Origin of the sequence: Halorubrum ejinorense (assembly GCF_039522565.1) — an archaeon.
Classification (GTDB): Archaea; Halobacteriota; Halobacteria; order Halobacteriales; family Haloferacaceae; genus Halorubrum; species Halorubrum ejinorense.
Genome location: NZ_BAAADQ010000001.1, coordinates 35,426 through 52,780 on the forward strand (window position 1 = coordinate 35,426; position 17,355 = coordinate 52,780).

A 17,355-nucleotide genomic window follows, 5' to 3' on the forward strand; every position below is an offset into this window, starting at 1 on the left:
CGGGCGTTCGGGGCGCGGCAGTGCGGCGGTCGCGTCAGGCCCGTACTTCGATCAGCAGGTCGGTCTCCGGCGACTCGCCCATCGTCTCGCGGACGCGGTCCCACGAGAGGTCGGTGCGCGCGGTCACCGACTCGGTCGCGACGGCCCCGCAGGCGTTGCCGACGAGAAGCGGTACCTGATAGTCGCGGGGGTCGTGTGAGAAGCCGTCACCGGTGATCTCCGGCTCCCGCAGCGCGGCCGCGAGGAACCCGGCGGCGAAGGCGTCGCCGGCGCCGGTCGTGTCGACCGGCTCGACGTCGAACCCCGGGTGCGAGACGCTGCCGTGCGGCGTCCGGACCGTCGCGCCCTCGTCGCCGAGCTTGATCGCGACCACGCGGTCGTCGGGCTCCCACGGGTCGATGTCGGTGGCGTTCGCGAGCGCCTCGGCCTCGCGGTCGTTGAGGAACAGCACGTCGGTGGCGTGGAGCGCCGCGTCGAACTCGCGGTCGGCGACGCGGCGACCGGGGTCGAAGCTCCGGGTGGCATCGACCTCGCCCGCTGCGGTCGCGAGCGCCGCCGCGGTCGCCGGCTGCTGGCCGGTGAGGTGGAGGTGGTCGGCGGCCGCCAGCGTGTCTCGGTCGAGCCCGGCGGCCGAGAAGGACTCGTTTGCGCCGTCGTTGGCGAGCATGAGCAGTTCCCCGTCCCCGTCGACGATCACGTACTTCACCGAGGTGGGCTCGGCGGCGTCGACGAGCACCTGCCCGGGGTCGACGCCGGCCTTCGACAGCTCGCGCAGCGCCAGCGCGCCCGACTCGTCGCCGCCGACGCTGCCGTAGACGACCGACTGCCCGCCCAGATCGACCAGCCCGACCGCGACGTTCGCGGCGCTGCCGCCGCCGGACTGTTCGAGCCGCTCGATCCGGGTCTCGCCGTCGGCCTCCGGGAGCTGATCGACGTGGATCGTGACGTCCCAGTTGATGTGGCCCGCGGCGATCACCTTCGGAACGCGGTCGGAGTCGCCCGGCGTCAGGTCCGGGTCGCGGTCGACCGCCGGGTCGACGCCTCCGGCATCGCCGTCGCGAGTGCCGCCGTCCCGGTCGGCGGATTCAGAGTCGGTAGCCTCCGAACGGGGGTCCGCAGGGTCGGAATCGCTCGCGTCGTCGGCCGAGGCGGCCTCCGAGTCGCGCCCGTCGCTCGGGGCGTCGCCCTCCCAGTCGTCGACCTCGCGGTCCCACTCGGCGACCGTCTCGTCCCAGTCGTCGACGCCGCCGTCGTCGGGCTCGGACGCGTCGTCGCGTCCGCTCATGGTTCCGCCCAGGGCTCGGCGGCGCCCTCGCCGAACAGCTCCCGCATCAGCGTCACGATGCTCTCGGGCGGGAACTGCCCCTGCTCGGTGACGATCGCGTCCATGTACCGCGGCGGCGTCACGTCGAAGGCCGGGTTCTCGACGGTGATCTCGCCGATCGCCTCGCGTTCCTCCGACTCGATCACCTCCGCTTCCGAGCGCATCTCGATCTCGACGGTGTGGCCCGTCAGCGTCTCCGGGTGGAGCTTGATCGTCTGGGCCGCGGTCATGATGGGGACCCCGCGCTCGCGGGCGTTGACGGCGAGTCCCGACGTGCCGATCTTGTTGATGACGCCGCCGTCCGCGGCGATCGAGTCGGCGCCGACGACGACGTGGTCGACCTCGTCGAGGTAGCGCCGCGCCGCGGAGTCGACGATCAGCGTCACCGGGACGCCGATGTCGCGGAGCTGTTCGGCGGTGATGTGCCCCTGCTGGCGCGGGCGCGTCTCCTTGACGACCGCCGAGATCGACTTCCCCTGCTCGACGGCCGCCTCGATACACGCGAGCGCGTCCGTCGAGTGACAGTGGGTCATCACCGTGTCGCCGTCGGCGAGGCGGTTCGCGCCCACCTGTCCGAGGTCCTCCTGCGCGCGGTCGAGCTGGCGGACGAACGCCTCGCTCGCGTCGACGACGCTGTCGCGGAGCGCGTCGACCGAGTCCCCCTCCATCCGCTGGAGGACGTACCGGAGCGCGTTCGGCAGCGAGACGGCCGTCGGCCGCGTCTCGCGGAGCGTCCGACCGGCAGCGCGCAGCGACGCGCGGAACGCCTCGGGGTCGCTCGCGGTCGGCTCCGCGTCGGCCGCCGCCTCGGCCTGGTCCGCCAGGGCCTCGGCGGCCGCGGAGGCGATGGTAGCCGCGCCTCGGATCTCCATCGTCGCGATCGACTCCGCGGTCTCGCCGACCGCCGGCGCCGGATCGGTGTCTGTCATACCGATCCCGTGACCCGCCCGGTATTTATAAAACCGGCTCCGCGTCCGGGAGGCGAGGCGCGTCGGCGTGAGCGGTGGCGGACCGCCGGGATCAGTCGTCGTCGCCCGGCTGTTGGCCGTAGCTCTCGAACCGCTCCTCGACGGTCGCCAGCTGCTCGTCGGTGAGGACGGTCGGCTCGCCGACGGCGGACGCGCGCAGGTAGAGCCGACAGAGGTCCTCGACGTGGCGGGTGTTCTCGACGGCCGTCCCGACATCGGGGCCGGTGACGACGAGCCCGTGGCTCGCGAGGATGGCTGCGTCGGAGTCCGCCTCGGCCATCGCAGCGACGACGTTCGCGGCCAGCTCCTCGGTGCCGTACGGCGCGTAGTCGGCCAGCGGGACCTCTCGCCCCACGGCCGCGATCATGTAGTGGACCGGCGGGAGCTTCCGGCCGAGCGTCGCCATCGTCGTCGCCCACGGCGAGTGGGTGTGGACGATGGCGCCCGGTCGGTCGTGTTTGTAGATGCCCGTGTGCATCGGCACCTCGCTGGAGGGCGCCATCCGCCCGGCCAGCCGCTCGCCGTCGAGCGAGACGACCGGCACGTCGGCGGCGTCGAAGGAGTCGTAGGGCACGCCGGTGGGCGTGACCGCGACGCGGTCGCCGTCGCGGACGCTCAGGTTTCCGGTCCGGGCCGGCGTCAGGTCCGCCAGCGCGGGTGCGTACTCGACGACCGCCTCGCGTGCCTCGCGCAGGAGGTCCGAGTTCGCGCCCGGGTCGGCGTCGGCGCCGTCGCGGGTCACGTCGCCACCTCCGTCACGTCGGCGAGGGCGTCGAGCCGGTGGTCAGGGGAGCGGTCGCCGTCGAGGGCCGCCGCGGGCGGGGCGTCGCCGTCGGCGACGAAAAGCGCCGTGTCCATCCCGACCGCGTTCCCGCCGACCACGTCGGCGTCGACGTTGTCGCCGACCATCAGCGTCTCGCTGGGCCGGCGGTCGAGCGTCGACAGCGCGGTCGTGAACGGGAGCGCGCTCGGCTTCTCGCGGCCCACCTCCTCGGAGGTGACGAGGAGGTCCACCCGGTCGTCGATCCCCAGGCTCGCCAGCTTGCGCAGTTGGACCCGCGTCGTGAGGTTCGTCACCACGGCGACCGCGACGCCCTCGGCGGCGAGCCGGTCGAACGCGGCCTCGACGCCGTCACACAGCGACATGGCCGCGACGTAGCCGTCCCAGTAGGCGTCGCCGGCCGCCAGCGCGGTCGCGGCGTCGCGCTCGCCGGCGTGGCGGCGCAACCCCCGCTTGAAGTAGATGTGACGGTCGTGGGAGGCGGCGGTGGTTCGCGTCTCCCGTTTCGCCGCCCGTCGCCCGGTCGCGTACAGGTCGTCGAACGACTCGCGGTCCAGATCGTACCCCCGCTCGCGGAGCGCGGCGAGCGCGGCCCGCTTGCCCGCCTCGTTACAGGGGGCGTACGGATACAGCGTGTTGTCGAGGTCGAAACACACCGCCTCGTAGCTCATGGCCGGACTCCGCGCGGCACCGACTTAAGCGTGGTTCGACGCGGCCGCGAACCAGCACGGAACGGCCCGTTCGGGGACCACCCGCAGGCCTCGTACCCGCCGGACCCGCTACTGCTCGTTCATCGCTTCGCTGGCGATGTTGCGTCCGCGGGAGTTCAGCGCGACCTCCCGGCGGATCCGGACCTCCTCGACGACTTCGAGGTCGACGAGCCGCTCGAACGTCTCCTCGACGTCGTCGACGTCCATGCCGAGGAAGGCGGGAATCTCGAACGGCGAGACGCCGGAGTACAGCGCCATCAACACCTCGCGGTCGCGGCTGGAGAGGTCGACGTTCGTCGAGCTCCGCTCTTCGCCCTTGCGGAGCCACGACTCGACGAACCGCATCCGGTTCGGGTCGCCGGCGACGTGGGTCTCGATGCTCGTCCCCTCGTCGTCGGTGTGTGACACCTCGATGACGGGCTTTTTCTCGCCGTTCACGGTGCGTTTCGCGGCGTCGAGGCCGCTGATGTCGTCGAGGTCGAACTTCACGAAGGCGCCGCGCTCCAAGGCGGCGTTGAGCCCGTTCTCGTCGATCTTCACGCGGGCCTGCTCCCACTCGGTGTCCTGAACGACCCCGCCCTCGATGGCCGGGTGTTTCGCCATCACCGTCTTCTGGTCGAGCAGCGCGCGGTAGACGTCGCGCTCGAACGGCTCGTGGTCGGAGGCGGCGACGAGTAACACCTGCTCGCCCAGGTCGAAACTCACGTAGTTGGAGACGCGCGCGACCGACTGGTTCGCGTCGTGGCGACCGCCGAGCCGTTCGAGCTTCGACAGCGGGACGGTGCGCTTACCGTCGTTGCCGGCGAGGATGAGTCGCCGGTTCGACAGCAGCACGCGCCCCGGAGTCCACGAGACGTCGCTCACCTTGCGGCCTTCGCGGACCGCGACCGCGAACTTGGCCTGCGTGTCGGTGATCTTGTACTCGCTGTCCTTCTGAGCCATTTACCGGCCCCCCGCGCGCAGCTTCGAGACGGCCGAGAACACGCGCTTTCTGACGGCCTGACTGTCGTCGTCGGCGTACTCTTCGAGTCGGTTGAGCGTCTCCTGTCCGCCGATCTGCCCGAGGACGAACACCGCTTTCGCGCGGGCCTCCTCGGGGTGTTGCGGACCGAGCTTGTCCAGCAGTCGGTCCTCGACGACCGGGCCGCCGAGGCTCTTCAGGCTCGTGGCCGCGAACTGGGCGGTCTGCGGGTCGTCGTCGGCGAGCGCGTCCGCGAGGGCCTCGACCGCAAGCGACGCGTCCGGGTCCGCGACCCGACCGAGGATCCACGCCGCGTTCCGGCGCTGGCGGCTCTGTTGCCCGTCGGTGAGGATCTCGACGAGCGGCTCGACGACGGTGGCGTCGTCGGCCGCCTTCAGCTCCGAGACGACCTGGTCGCGGACCGCGTGGCTCTGCTGGGTCGGGACGTTCGAGAGCAGTTCGATGACGGAGTACACCGCCGCGTTGCGAACGACGGCGCTCTCGTCGCCGAGCGCCCGCGCCAGCGGTTCGACCGGTTCCGGGTTACTCGCCTTCCCGAGCGCGCCGGCCGCGATGCGTCGGATCGACTCGTCGCCGTCGTCGAGCAGGTCCAGAAGCGGCGAGAGGGCCTCGTCTGTCCCGATGGTTCCGAGCGCGTTCGCCGCCGCGCGGCGGACCCGCGGGTCGTCGTCGAGCCGGTCCCGCAGTCCGGGGATCGCCCGCGGGTCGGCGAAGGTCCCGCAGGCCTGAGCCGCGCGCAGGCGGACTCGCGGGTCGTCGTCCTCGAGCGCCTTGACGAGCGCCTGAAGTCCGCTCGCGTCGTCGAGCCGGCCGAGCGCGTTCGCCGCGGCCATGCGGAGTTCCGGTCGGTCGGCCTCCAGCGCCCGCGCGAACTTGCGAGCGGTGACCCACTCCGCCTCGGAGCCGCTGCCGCCACCGGTGAGCTCCTCGAGGAGCTGTTCGAGCGCCCCCTCGCCGACTTCGTCGAGCGCGTCGATCGCGGCCCCGCGGACCTCCGGATCGTCGTCGGACGTGGCGGCGCGCAACAGCCCGTCGACCGTGGCCTGCTCGCCGCCGTCGGCGACGTCGCCGAGGAACTCCGTGGCACGCTTTCGGACCGCCGCGCTGTCGCTGTCGAGCGCGTCTCGGAGACGCTCCGTGTTCCCCTCCCGAGCGTGCTGGTACAGCGACATCAGCGCCTCCGGAACACCCGCCGCCGCTTGTCGATCGGTTCGTAGCGGTCCGACCGGTTCGGGGGGACGCTCTCGGTCATTCCGAGCACTAAGACGCCGTCCTCGGCGAGCGACGCCTCCAGCGTGTCGAACAGCGCGGCCTTGTGGTCGACGTCGATGTATATCAGCAGGTTCCGACACAACACCACGTCGAAGGGGTCTCGCGCGCCGTCGCTGATCAGGTCGTGGGTCTCGAAGTCGACGAGCCGCTGGACCGCCGGCCTGACCTGAAACGTGTCCTCGTCGCGCTCGACGTAGCGGTCGGGATCGGCGAGGGGTTCGAGCTCCTCGGCGATGTCGGTCGTCCGCGTCGTGTGGTACTCGCCGTTCCGGGCGCTGTCGAGCGCCTCCTCGCTGATGTCGGAGCCGAGCACCTCGAGGCGAGACTCGTCGATCTCGGGGTCGTCACAGGCCAGCATCGCGACGGAGTACGGCTCGCGGCCGTCCGCCGACGGCGCCGACCAGACGCGAACGCGCCGCTGGTTCGCGGTCCGCTCGCGCAACACGTCGCGGAGGACGTCCCACATCTCCGGGTTGCGGAAGAACTCCGTCACGTTGATCGTGAGCGCGTCCATCAGCGCCTGCCGCTCCTCGGCGTCCTCCCGGAGGATCCGCTCGTACTCGGCGTGCGACTCCGTGTCTCGCCGCCGCATCCGCGCCGTGATCCGCCGGTCGAGGTACGACTCGTTGTAGTACCCCGGCTCGAACGCGACCGTGTCGTCGATCTGTCTGAGGACGCCCTCGAAGGCGGCGTCCTCGCCGTTCCGGTCCGTCGATCGGCTCATAGGCTCACCACGTCGAGGACGGCCACGACGTCCCCGTCGCCGAGGACGGCCGTGCCGCTGAGGCCGGGCGTCCCCGAGAGGGGGCCGTCGAGCGGTTTGACCACCACTTCCTCCTGGTCGAGGACCGCGTCGCAGTGGAGCGCGACCTGTCTGGTCTCCTCGCGGATCCGCACCAGCATCCCCTGATCGCCCTCGTCTCCGGCGTCGCCGCCGAGACCGTCGTCGCCGGCCTCGGCCGCGCCGGGTCCGCCCCCAGCGGCGTCGACACCCTCCTCGACGGTGACTCCTCCGTCGGGGGCGTGCGTTGCCGGCGCCGACGCTTCGGCCGCGGACGCTTCGGCCGCCGTCGAGTCGATCTCGCCGAGGCGCTCGTTCAGCCTGACGACCGGGTAGAGGTCGTCCTCGTGTCGGACGACCTCGTCGCCGTGGACCTCCTCGATGTCGTCGGCGCGGGCGACCTCCGCGATCGACTTGATCGGGATTCCGTACTCGGTGCCGCCCACGTCGACGAACATCACCTTCACGATGGCGACGGTGACGGGGAGCCGGAAGCGGACCGTGCTCCCCTCACCGGGCTCGCTGTCGATCGAGACCGAGCCGTCGAGGTCGCGAGCGGTCGTCCGGACCACGTCCATCCCGACGCCGCGGCCGGAGACGTCGGTGACCTCCTCCGCGGTCGAGAAGCCGGGGTGGAAGACGAGGTCGTACACCTCGTCGTCCTCCATCGCCTCGACCGCCTCGCGGCTCTTGACGTCCTCGGCGACCGCCTTGTCCCGGAGCTGGTCGGGATCGAGCCCCGCGCCGTCGTCCGCGACTTCGATGATGACGTGGTCGCGCTCGCGCTCGGCCGTGAGCGACACGTGGCCGGTCGGGTCCTTGCCGGCCGCCTCGCGCTCCGCCGGCGACTCGATACCGTGGTCGACCGCGTTCCGCAGGACGTGGACGAGCGGGTCGCGCATCTCCGTGAGGATCGTGCGGTCCAACTCGACGTCGTCGCCCTCGATCTCGAAGTCGATCCGCTTGTCGAGGTCGCGCGAGATGTCGCGCACGAGCCGCGGGAACGAGTCGGACACCTGCGAGAACGGGATGAGCCGCATGTCCATCGCCGTGTCCTGGAGACTGGAGGCGAGCTTGTCGAGCTCGTCTAAGGCGTCGGACTCCGCGTCCGTCCCCTCTATCTCGCGGCGGAGCTTGATCCGGCTCGTCACCAGCTGCTCGACGAGCCCGTACAGCTCGTCGACCTGGTCCACGTCGACGCGGATCGATTTGATCTCGTCGCCGGACTTGGAGTCGGATCCCCCGGACGGCGAACCGGAATCGTCGGTTCCGGAGTCGTCGGTTCCGGAGTCCGCCCCCTCGGGCTCGGAGTCCGCCTCGTCGGTCGAGTCCGTCGGGTCGGGATCCCCGGACTCGTCGGGGGACGGCTCGGGGTCGGCGGGCTCGAACTCGTCCGCGGTTTCGTCGCCTGCGGCCTCTGAGTCGCTCGATTCGGCCTCTGAGTCGCTCGATTCAGCTTTCGAGTCGCTCGACTCGCCGACCGCGACCGCCGTCACCGACTCGACCTGCGTGAGCGCCCGGAGCCCCTCGCCGACGACGTCGGGGTCGGCGCCGCCGACGAAGGCGTCGAACCGCTCGTCGTACTCGCCGTCCTCCAACGCCTCGGGGGACGGGTCGGTCTCGTGGCCGTCGAACTGCTCGTCGAGCGCCTGGAGGACGAGCGCCGCGTCGACCCCCGCCATCTGCGCGTCGCCGATGTTCACGTCGGCGTACGTGACCGGCTCCGGAAGGTCGCCGGCGGCCGCCGGCGGCTCCGGCACCGAGATGTCGGGCGCGCCCTCGTCGCTCTCCTCGTCGTCCTCGGCGCCCCCCTCTTCGCCCTCGGCCGCGCCGGCCGCGTCGGCGGCCGTCGAGTCGTCGCGTTCCGACGCCTCGCTCCCGCTTTCCGACGCCGCGCTCGCGTCGCTTCCGGAGTCGCCCTCGTCGCCGCCGACGGTCCCGTGTTCCTCCATCTCGCGTAGCCGCGATTCGAGGTCCGACGGGTCGGTCGACACCTCGCCGGTGTCGGCGATCTCCGAGACCATCGCCTCGACGGCGTCGACGCCCTCGAAGAGGAGGTCCATCAGCTCGGGGTTCACTTCGCGGTCGCCCTGCCGGACCGCGTCCAGCAGGTCCTCCAGGGCGTGTCCGAAGTCGGAGACGTCCTCGTACCCCATCGCCGCGGCGTTGCCCTTCAGGGTGTGGGCGACGCGGAACACGTCGTCCATCGCCTCGGCGTCCTCCGGGTCGGCCTCCAAGGCGAGCAGCGCGTTGTTGAGGTCGGTGATCCCGTCTTCGGCCTCCGCGACGAACGCGGCGCGGTGGGAGTCCATCAGGCCTCACCCCCGACTATCGCGCCGGCGACGTCGTCGAGGTCGTGTACCTCGTCGACGCCGCCCGTCTCGACGGCGCGTTTGGGCATCCCGTAGATGACGCAGGTGTCCTCGCTCTGTGCGAGGGTGCGCGCCCCGGCGTCGGCCATCGCGCGGATCCCGTCCGCGGCGTCCGACCCCATTCCGGTCAACACGACGCCGACGAGCGGGTCGTCGATCACCTCGGCGGCCGACCGCATCGTCACGTCGGCCGCGGGGGTGACGGTGTGAGAGTCGTCGTCCTCGTCGAGTTTGACCCGGAGCCGCCCCGAGCGGTAGCTGTCGATCAGCGTGTGGCTCCCGCCGCGGGCGACCAGCGCCTCGCCGGCCCCGATCCGCGCGCCGTCGCTCGCCTCCCGCACGTCGTACGCGGAGGCGGCGTCGAGCCGGTCCGCGAACCGCGACGTGAACGCCTCGGGCATGTGCTGGACTATCACCACGCGACAGTCGCCCATCGGTAACGCCGACAGCACGCGCTCGACCGCGTTCGGACCGCCGGTGGACGCGGCGATGACAACGGTCAGCGGCCCGTCGAGGTGGGGGGTACCGGCGTCGGAGTCGGACCCCGTCGGGCGCGACCGAGTCGAACCCGGATCGTCGCGATCGCGGGTCGCCGCGTCGAGGTCGGCGTCCGCGACCGATCGGACGGCCTCGACGAGTCGATCGGACTCTCGAGAGACGCCGGTCGACACCTCGCCGCCCGGTTTCGCGAAGAAGTCGACCGCCCCGCGATCGAGCGCCTCGAACGTGACCTCGGCGCCCTCGTCGGTGTGTGCCGACAGCATCAACACCGGTGTCGGGGTCTCGTCCATCAACCGCTCGACGGCTTCGAGCCCGCCCATTCCGGGCATTTCGACGTCCATCGTCACGACGTCGGGGCGCGTCTCGGCGACCACCGAGAGCGCCTCTTCTCCGTCCCCCGCCTCGCCGACGACCGCGACCCCGGCATCGCTTAAGAGATCGCTTATCAGCCCCCGCATGAACGGGGAGTCGTCGACGACCACCACCCGCGGCGACCCGTCCCGACCGCCGCGCCGATCCGTCGTCCTGCTCATATCCCACAGCGGGCCCAGAATCAGCATAAATCCACGGACCCAGTAATCACCCCTGATAATTCAGGGGACACGATTATTTGTCGGTTCGCCGCAGGTGTCGACATGGCAGCCACAGAGGCGGACGCCGAACCGACCAAGGTGTTGGAGTTCGGCCTGGGCGACGGGACGTACTGTCTGGACATCGGCGTCATCGACGAGATCGTCGACGCGGGCGAGCTCACGCGAATTCCGAACTCGCCGGACCACGTGGAGGGCGTGATGGACCTGCGCGGGCGGACGACGACGATCGTCGACCCGAAGACCCTGTTCGACATCGACGAGGAGGGCCCGCGAGAGCGGATCGTCGTGTTCGACGACGGCGAGATCGACGAGGGCGGAACGGTCGGCTGGATGGTCGACGAGGTGTTCCAGGTCCGCGACGTCTCTCCGGAGGACGTCGACCAGAGCACGACCGTCGAAGACGAGGGCGTTCGCGGCATCGTCAAGTCCGACGACCGGTTCGTCGTGTGGGTCTCGCCGGACGTCGACGAGGAGCTCGCGACCGAGCTGGAGGACGTCGAGGCCGCGGAGGCGTAGGCGGGCGCGCCGTCCGAGGGCAGCGCGGGGCATCGGCTCGACGCAGGGCGATCGGTTCTCACCCGTGAGAACCGGGTGCCAACGCTTATCAGCCGTCTAATGGGTTACGTACGTATGCGCGTCTCAAGCGGCGTCCCGGGGTTCGACGCCCTCGTCGACGGCGGCCTCCCCGAGGACCGCCTGTACGTGGTCAGCGGTCCGCCCGGGAGCGGCAAAACGACATTCTGCTCGCAGTTCGCGGCACAGGGCGCCCGGAACGGCGAGGACGTGCTGTACATCAGCATGCACGAGACCAAAGAGGGGATCCGCGAGGACATGAGCGGCTACGACTTCGGGTTCGACCGCGCGCTCGACTCCGACCGGGTCACCTTCCTCGACTCCTTCTCGTCGGACGGGAGACGGTTCTTCGGGCTCCCCGGCGACCGCCGCGACCGCTCCGGCGTCACCAACCGGCTCACGGGGTTCATCAACTCCCGCGACATCGACCGGGTCGTCTTCGACTCGACGATGCTGTTGCGGTTCCTCCTCGACGACGACGAGGACACGATGATCCAACTGCTCTCGTCGCTGAAGCGGACCGACGCGACGACGCTCCTCATCTCCGAGATGACCGACCCGAGCGCCTACTCGGAGGAGCACTACCTCGCGCACGGCGTCGTCTTCATGCACAACTACCTCGAAGACGAGGGGATGCGACGCGGCGTACAGGTGCTGAAGATGCGCGGCACGGACGTCGACACCGACATCCAGGACGTGGAGTTCACCGATAGCGGACTCCGTGTCGGCTCGGCGGTAACGGTGACGCACTGATGTACGACCGCACGTTCGGGACGGAGTGGGACGACCTCTCCCGCGAGGAAGCCATCGAGCGCGCGTTCGCGCTCGGGGTCGCCGCCGGCGTCGATAGCCCGCGCCCGCAGGAGCTGGACCGGGTGCTGGAGGCGTTCCCGGGCGCGTACGACCAGAGCATCGTCGAGTTGGCGTACGACGAGGGGCGGACGAAGGCGCTGGAGGCGAGAGCGGAGCGCGACGACCCAGACGACGAGGCGGTGTGGGCCTCGCTCGTCGACGGGGTCGGGGCGCCGCGTGAAGTGCCCGTTCCCGCCGCGTTACCCGGTGCGATACGCGAACTGACACTTACTGACGGACCGCGGGAGGGTCCGCCGTCTTCGCTAGACCTCCCCTCCATGCTTCGAAAGTGATCCCTCGGAAGGGTTTTACCCGACACTCTCTCACACTGGACATATGACCGTGCTTCCCGACGCTGTCCGCGGTGCCGACAGCGTCCTCATCAGCGGTCCACCGATGAGCGGGAAGTACGACCTGTTCAATCGGTTGCTCGGGACGTGGTCCGACGGCCCGGTCGTGATCTCGACGGGACGGACCGCCGAGAAGGTCCGCGGCGACTACGAGGAGCTCACGGGGCGGGACGGCGACGACGTGATCGTCATCGACTGCGTCACTCACGAGCAGGGCGACAAGCGCGACGACACGCCGATGACGAAGTACGTCGGCAGCGCGGGGAACCTCACCGACATCGGGATCAAGTTCACCGACATCGTCGAGTCCTCCGCCGGCCGCGACCGCGCGGTCGGCATCTACTCGCTGTCCCAACTGCTGATGTACTGGGACCCCGAGCGAATCTATCGGTTCACCCGCGTGATGACCTCACAGACCTCCGGCGAGGGGTGGCCGTTCGTCGGCGTCGTCGGCTCGACCGCCCACGACGAGCAGGTGGTCCACACCCTCCACGAGCCGTTCGAGATCGTCTTAGAGACCCGGGTCGACGACGACTCGCGTGAGTTCCGCGTCCGCGGTCGCGTCGGCCAGCCCTCCGACTGGCAGTCGTTCTAACCGAGTCACCGCCCGCGAGTCGTTCGCCCGCAGGTCGTCCGCCCGCGAACCGTCCGCCGGACTCACCCGACCAGTTCGAACTCCGCGCCGATCGGCGGGGCGTCGACGATCCCCCAGTACACGAACCGGTAGGTTCCGGGCCCGAGCTCCGGACACACGGTCAGATCGACGCCGTCGACCGCGTCCGCGATCCCGGCTTCCGTCAGCGTGAGGTTCCAGGAGTACGCCGAGCTCGTGTCGATCGACTCCTCGGTACGGGGCAGTTCGACCGCCTCGCCGGTCGTCGAGCCGCGGACGTCGAGCCACCCCGCCTCCGTCTCGCGCTGGATGGAGTATGCGAGCTCGCCGAGAGTGGGCGCGGGGGCGTCGCCCGTGTTCCGGAGGACGACCCGGAGCGACTGGCCGTACGTCTCCGTCAGTCCCTCCGTGGACAGCTCCAGGCTGGTCTCGTCCGTCTCGACGACGGTCTGTGCGACCGACGCGTCGAACGGTCGATCGAGGCGGACGAACCCGTCGTCGTCACAGGTCAGCGTCGCCGGCGTTCCCTCGGGACCCTGCGGTCCCTCGCCAGCGGCGAAATCGAGACACCCGGCGGTCGCGGCCGAGAGCGTGAACGCGGCCCCGGCGAGCGCGTCGCGTCGCGTGTGGTCCATACGATTGGAACGGGCGCCACCGGCATGAACCGCACGCGTCGGCGCGGCCCGACCCGCTCACACCGGGGTCGCTTCGGAACCGCTTTCCCGTCGGCCGGCGCATGGCTCCCCATGGAGCTGTTCGGATCCAGCGGCATCCGCGGGGTCGCGTTGCGGTACCTCACGCCCGCGCTGGTCCTCGACATCGCGAAGGCGGCCGGGACGGTGTGGGACGCCGACCGCGTCGCCGTCGCTCGCGACACCCGGACCACCGGCGAGCTGTTCGCGAACGCGGCCGCGAGCGGCCTCGCCGCGGTCGGCTGCGACGTCGATCGGCTGGGCGTCGTCCCCACGCCCGCGGTCGGCAACTACTGCGAGGCGACCGGCGTGCCCTGCGTCCTCGTCACCGCTTCCCACAACCCGCCGGAGTTCAACGGGATCAAGCTCGTCGGCGACGACGGCGTGGAGCTGTCGGTCGACGTGTTAGAGCGGATCGAGCGGCGGGTGCTCGACGACGAGTACGACCACGCGGACTGGCGGGCCGCGGGCGAGACGACGCCGATAGAGGGAGTCGTCGACGACTACGCCGACCAGCTGATCGCCGCGGTCGACCGCGAGTCGATCGCCGACGCCGACCTCACCGTCGCGGTGGACCCGGGCCACGGTGCCGCGTCCGTCGCCGCGCCCCGGATCTACCGCGAACTCGGCTGCGAGGTGCTGACCGTGAACGCGACGCCGGACGGCCACTTCCCCGGCCGCGACTCGGAGCCCGTTCCGGAGAACCTGGAAGCGCTCTCGCGGCTGGTCGCGACCTCGGACGCAGACGTCGGGGTCGCCCACGACGGCGACGCGGACCGAGCGGTGTTCGTCGGCGAGGACGGGTCGTTCGTCGACGGCGACACCTCCTTCGCCGCGATGGCGGACGCCTGCCTCGAACCCGGCGACGCGGTCGTCAGCGCGGTCAACGTCTCCCAGCGGCTCGTCGACGTCTGCGCCGCCAACGGCGCGGACCTGGAGCTGACCCCCATCGGCGCCACGAACATCATCACTCGGACCCGAGAGCTTCACGACGAGGGGACGAACGTCCCCATCGCCGGCGAGGGGAACGGCGGGGTGTTCTTCCCGCCGTACCGGCTCTCGCGCGACGGGGCGTACATCGGCGCTCGCTTCCTCGAACTGCTCGCGGCCGCCGACGGCGCACCCGTCAGCGAGGTCGTCGCGCCGTACGCCGACTACCACTTCGTGCGGGCGAACGTCGAGTACGAGGACGACGACGAGCGCGACGAGATGCTCTCGGCGGCTCGGGCGCACGTCGAGACCGCCGATGCCGAGCCGAACACGACCGACGGCTACCGGCTCGACTACGGCGACGCGTGGGTGCTCGTCCGACCCTCGGGCACCGAGCCGAAGATCCGCATCTACGCGGAGTCGGCCGACGCCGAGCGCGCGGAGCGGCTGGCGACGGACATGCGCGTGGCCGTCGAGAGCGGGCGATAGACGGGACGCGGTCGCCCCTTCTGCCGGCGCGATAGACAGAAGTTCGGCAGCGACGCCGATGGACGCCGCCGTTCCGGGGAGCCTTCCCAGAGGAGTCTACGTCGCTCGAACGGTGATGACAGATCTCGTATGGGTACCGGTAGTAATATATTAACTCGATGTGTAGTAATAATCGAGATGGCCGCCACACCCCCCGACGTCGAACCCCGCACCGACTCCTGCAGCACGACCGCCTCGACGGAGCTACTCACCGTCCTCGAAAGCGACACGCGGACCGTCACCGGCGCCGTGGCCGCCGGGACCGTGACCGTCGCGGAGTTGGAACGGTTCGCCGACCGCGTCGAACGCGGCGAGGTCGACGGATTAGACGGCGTCGACGCCGTGATCAGGATCGTTGGCTCGCTGCTGTCCGACGACGCGCCGAAGTGGGAAAAGATGGAGCCGGCCGGTTCGCCGGTGCGAGTGTAAACCGGCGTCGAGTCGTCGGGAAGCAGCCTTCGCGTCTGTTGTGGTCGGCGGTTAGCCGTCGAGCGCCGCGAGCGTCTCGGCCGCCTCGCGCGCGGCTTCGAGGTGGTCGCGGGCGCGTCGAGGGTCGTCGGTCTCCTCGGCGGCGCGAGCGAACTTGTTCAGGGTGCGCGTCAGCGACGCGCGAGCGGCCGCGACGCCCTCGACGTCGCTCCCGGACCGCGACGGCGTCGGCCGCGACTCCGCGGGTCGCTGCGGCTCGGCGGCCCGTGACGCGGACTGCGGCGACGCTCCGGTCGACGACGGCGCCTCCGGGGTCCCGGTCGCGCCGCGGTCGGCGCCCGGGGGGTTCGGCTCCGCTCGCCCCCCGCCGGCGGTGTCCGCCGGCGTCGTCGCGCCCGCGTCGACCGCGCCCGCGTCGACCGCGCCCTCGGACGGGTTCGCGTCGGCCCCGGCATCGACGCGCGGGGGCGCGTCAGAGCCGGTCGCAGTTCCGTCGGTCGCGGTGCCGTCAGTTGCGGGGGCGGCGTCGCCGCCAGCGCGTGCCGCGTTCCCGGCCTCGTTCCCACAGGAGGGGCAGAACTCGCGGCCGTCGTGTCGGAATATCGGGTCGCCGCAGTCCTCGCAGTGACGGTTCGTCATCGTCGCGCCCTTCAACAGGAGCTCGGACATCCGTTGGGTGTGTTCGCGCTTCTCTTCGTCGTCCGCGAGCTTTTCGCGGAGCTTCTCGCGTTCCGCTTCCTTGTCGAAGCCGTCGCTCATGGGCGGGTGAACGTGGTTCGCGGGCAAAAGTCCGGTGGGCTCGGGACGAGCGGCCGGAGTCGACGGCCGCCGAACGGGAGGCGCTACTCCTCGGTGATCGTGCGGTCGTCGGGATCGAGTTCGCTGCGGTGGATCTTCGCGCCGTCCTGTGCCACCTGCCGGCCGAGCACCGCGCACTTCACGCGCATCGGCGAGATGTCGACGCCGAGCATCTCCGTGACGTCGTCGGTGTCGAGGTCGTCCAGTTCGTCGACGGAGATGCCGTGGAGCCGCTCGGAGAGCATGCTCGCGGAGGCCATCGAGATGGCGCAGCCGTCACCGGTGAAGCGGACCGCCTCGACGGTCTCTTCGTCGTCGTCGAGTCGAACGTCCATCCGGATCGTGTCGCCGCACGAGGGGTTCTCACCGACGTGGGTGTAGTCCGGGTCCTCGAGCTCCCCGTAGTTGCGCGGGTTCTTGTAGTGGTCGAGAATCTGCTGCCGGTACATGTCCGAGCCCAGTCCCATGTTAGTTCCGAGTACGCCGTTCCGGCTCAAAAGGGTTCCGTCGAGAGGGACGGACCGGTCCGTTCGACGGCGGCTCGCGGCGATCTCAGGGCGCGTGCTCGTCGATCCACGCCGCGAGGTCGTCGCCCGGAACGAACCCGTCGGCCCGCCGCGCAACCGGCTCGCCGTCGACGAAGAGGACGAAAAGCGGGACGCTCCGGACGTCGAACCGCTCGACGAGCGGCGGGTCGTCGCGGGGGTTAACGAGGCCGACCGCGACGTCGGCCGCGACGCCGCGCGCGACGTTGCCGAGCACCGGCTCCATGCTCGCGCAGATGCCGCAGCCGTCGGTGTAGAACTCCACGAGCGCGACCGGCGCGTCGTCGACGAAGGCGTCGAGGGCGTCCTCGTCGGCCAGCGAGACCGGTCGCCCCGGCGCCGTCGACCGGTTCGCGTCCGCGGGCCCGGCCGTGTCGGCGCCGTCGGACACAGTATTGGATTCCATATACATTATTGGGCGCGTCGGGGTATAAATCCTCGCGTCGGTCGCCGATCGCGCGAAACGCCGCTGTCCGGGGCTACACGCCGACCGGGGCTACGACTCCGGCTCCGGCGGGTCGGGGTCGACGAGCGGGGAGTCGTCGTTCACGCACTCGGGACGGCCACAGACGCCGGCGTCCGCGCCGGCCCGCGAGACGCCCGCGTCGAGGGACTCGATCTCCCACGTGACGTCGTGTCCGGTCGTCGACTCGTGCTCGTCGACGGCGGTTCGGGCGTCGCGGAGCCTGTCGTGGGCCGTCGCGAACGGGCAGTCGCGGCACCGAACCGTGACGCGCGTCTCGTCCATACCCCGTCTTGCG

The 17,355-nt window shown here is 70.8% G+C and carries 20 protein-coding genes; 6 read left to right on the forward strand and 14 right to left on the reverse strand.

What is annotated here, in order from left to right:
• Positions 1–34: 34 nt before the first annotated feature.
• The 9 genes from ABDZ89_RS00185 to cheB form a co-directional block, all read right to left on the reverse strand.
• Positions 35–1,285, reverse strand: a complete 1,251-nt coding sequence (locus ABDZ89_RS00185) for an ATP-dependent ribose-1-phosphate kinase (RefSeq protein ID WP_343775343.1) — start codon at positions 1,283–1,285, stop codon at positions 35–37.
• Positions 1,282–2,253, reverse strand: coding sequence for a ribose 1,5-bisphosphate isomerase (locus ABDZ89_RS00190; RefSeq protein WP_343775344.1), 972 nt, complete (start codon positions 2,251–2,253; stop codon positions 1,282–1,284). Before ABDZ89_RS00190 ends, ABDZ89_RS00185 begins: the two co-directional genes overlap by 4 nt.
• A 91-nt stretch (positions 2,254–2,344) precedes the next feature.
• On the reverse strand, positions 2,345–3,034 hold the full coding sequence (locus ABDZ89_RS00195; RefSeq protein WP_343775345.1) for a ribulose-1-phosphate aldolase: 690 nt from the start codon (positions 3,032–3,034) through the stop codon (positions 2,345–2,347).
• Positions 3,031–3,744 carry a ribulose-1,5-bisphosphate 5-phosphatase gene (locus tag ABDZ89_RS00200; protein WP_343775347.1) on the reverse strand — a complete coding sequence of 238 codons (714 nt, stop codon included), beginning with the start codon at positions 3,742–3,744 and terminating at the stop codon, positions 3,031–3,033. The genes ABDZ89_RS00195 and ABDZ89_RS00200 overlap by 4 nt, the downstream gene beginning before the upstream one ends.
• A gap of 108 nt (positions 3,745–3,852) precedes the next feature.
• Positions 3,853–4,725: a CheF family chemotaxis protein gene (locus ABDZ89_RS00205; RefSeq protein ID WP_343775349.1), complete on the reverse strand. Its 873-nt coding sequence runs from the start codon at positions 4,723–4,725 to the stop codon at positions 3,853–3,855.
• Complete coding sequence (locus ABDZ89_RS00210) at positions 4,726–5,937, reverse strand: HEAT repeat domain-containing protein (protein WP_343775352.1); 1,212 nt, start codon at positions 5,935–5,937, stop codon at positions 4,726–4,728.
• Entirely contained in the window at positions 5,937–6,761 is an 825-nt protein-coding gene (locus tag ABDZ89_RS00215; RefSeq protein ID WP_343775355.1) for a CheR family methyltransferase, read from the reverse strand. The genes ABDZ89_RS00210 and ABDZ89_RS00215 overlap by 1 nt, the downstream gene beginning before the upstream one ends.
• Positions 6,758–9,130 carry an ATP-binding protein gene (locus ABDZ89_RS00220; protein ID WP_343775358.1) on the reverse strand — a complete coding sequence of 791 codons (2,373 nt, stop codon included), beginning with the start codon at positions 9,128–9,130 and terminating at the stop codon, positions 6,758–6,760. Before ABDZ89_RS00220 ends, ABDZ89_RS00215 begins: the two co-directional genes overlap by 4 nt.
• On the reverse strand, positions 9,130–10,224 hold the full coding sequence (gene cheB, locus ABDZ89_RS00225; RefSeq protein ID WP_343775360.1) for a chemotaxis-specific protein-glutamate methyltransferase CheB: 1,095 nt from the start codon (positions 10,222–10,224) through the stop codon (positions 9,130–9,132). Before cheB ends, ABDZ89_RS00220 begins: the two co-directional genes overlap by 1 nt.
• 102 nt (positions 10,225–10,326) lie before the next feature.
• On the opposite strand from cheB, the gene ABDZ89_RS00230 reads away from it, so the two are divergent.
• The 4 genes from ABDZ89_RS00230 (at position 10,327) to ABDZ89_RS00245 (ending at position 12,654) form a co-directional block, all read left to right on the forward strand.
• A complete protein-coding gene (locus ABDZ89_RS00230; protein WP_343775362.1) occupies positions 10,327–10,800 on the forward strand; it encodes a chemotaxis protein CheW in 474 nt (157 codons plus the stop codon).
• A gap of 114 nt (positions 10,801–10,914) precedes the next feature.
• The gene (locus ABDZ89_RS00235) at positions 10,915–11,610 is read left to right on the forward strand and encodes an RAD55 family ATPase (protein ID WP_343775366.1); all 696 of its coding nucleotides are present in this window, start codon (positions 10,915–10,917) and stop codon (positions 11,608–11,610) included.
• Positions 11,610–12,002, forward strand: a complete 393-nt coding sequence (locus ABDZ89_RS00240; RefSeq protein ID WP_343775368.1) for a DUF8057 family protein — start codon at positions 11,610–11,612, stop codon at positions 12,000–12,002. The genes ABDZ89_RS00235 and ABDZ89_RS00240 overlap by 1 nt, the downstream gene beginning before the upstream one ends.
• A 43-nt stretch (positions 12,003–12,045) precedes the next feature.
• The gene (locus ABDZ89_RS00245) at positions 12,046–12,654 is read left to right on the forward strand and encodes a DUF7504 family protein (RefSeq protein WP_343775371.1); all 609 of its coding nucleotides are present in this window, start codon (positions 12,046–12,048) and stop codon (positions 12,652–12,654) included.
• Between the two features lie 62 nt (positions 12,655–12,716).
• On the opposite strand, the gene ABDZ89_RS00250 is transcribed toward ABDZ89_RS00245, so the two are convergent.
• On the reverse strand, positions 12,717–13,307 hold the full coding sequence (locus tag ABDZ89_RS00250) for a hypothetical protein (protein ID WP_343775373.1): 591 nt from the start codon (positions 13,305–13,307) through the stop codon (positions 12,717–12,719).
• Between the two features lie 111 nt (positions 13,308–13,418).
• Here ABDZ89_RS00250 and glmM point away from each other — a divergent pair, with 111 nt between their 5' ends.
• Both glmM and ABDZ89_RS00260 read left to right on the forward strand, forming a co-directional pair.
• Positions 13,419–14,783, forward strand: a complete 1,365-nt coding sequence (gene glmM, locus ABDZ89_RS00255; RefSeq protein ID WP_343775375.1) for a phosphoglucosamine mutase — start codon at positions 13,419–13,421, stop codon at positions 14,781–14,783.
• Between the two features lie 177 nt (positions 14,784–14,960).
• Complete coding sequence (locus ABDZ89_RS00260) at positions 14,961–15,251, forward strand: hypothetical protein (RefSeq protein WP_343775377.1); 291 nt, start codon at positions 14,961–14,963, stop codon at positions 15,249–15,251.
• Between the two features lie 51 nt (positions 15,252–15,302).
• Here the strand turns inward: ABDZ89_RS00260 and ABDZ89_RS00265 are convergent, their stop codons facing one another.
• From ABDZ89_RS00265 to ABDZ89_RS00280, 4 genes are all read right to left on the reverse strand, one after another.
• Positions 15,303–16,010 (reverse strand): Sjogren's syndrome/scleroderma autoantigen 1 family protein, encoded by a 708-nt coding sequence (locus tag ABDZ89_RS00265; RefSeq protein WP_343775380.1) that lies wholly within the window; start codon positions 16,008–16,010, stop codon positions 15,303–15,305.
• An 83-nt stretch (positions 16,011–16,093) separates the two neighbouring features.
• Positions 16,094–16,516 carry a Fe-S cluster assembly sulfur transfer protein SufU gene (sufU, locus tag ABDZ89_RS00270; RefSeq protein WP_343775381.1) on the reverse strand — a complete coding sequence of 141 codons (423 nt, stop codon included), beginning with the start codon at positions 16,514–16,516 and terminating at the stop codon, positions 16,094–16,096.
• 85 nt (positions 16,517–16,601) lie between these two features.
• On the reverse strand, positions 16,602–17,000 hold the full coding sequence (locus ABDZ89_RS00275) for a thioredoxin family protein (RefSeq protein ID WP_343775383.1): 399 nt from the start codon (positions 16,998–17,000) through the stop codon (positions 16,602–16,604).
• A 90-nt stretch (positions 17,001–17,090) separates the two neighbouring features.
• Positions 17,091–17,342, reverse strand: a complete 252-nt coding sequence (locus ABDZ89_RS00280) for a DUF7542 family protein (RefSeq protein WP_343775385.1) — start codon at positions 17,340–17,342, stop codon at positions 17,091–17,093.
• Between the last annotated feature and the right edge of the window lie 13 nt (positions 17,343–17,355).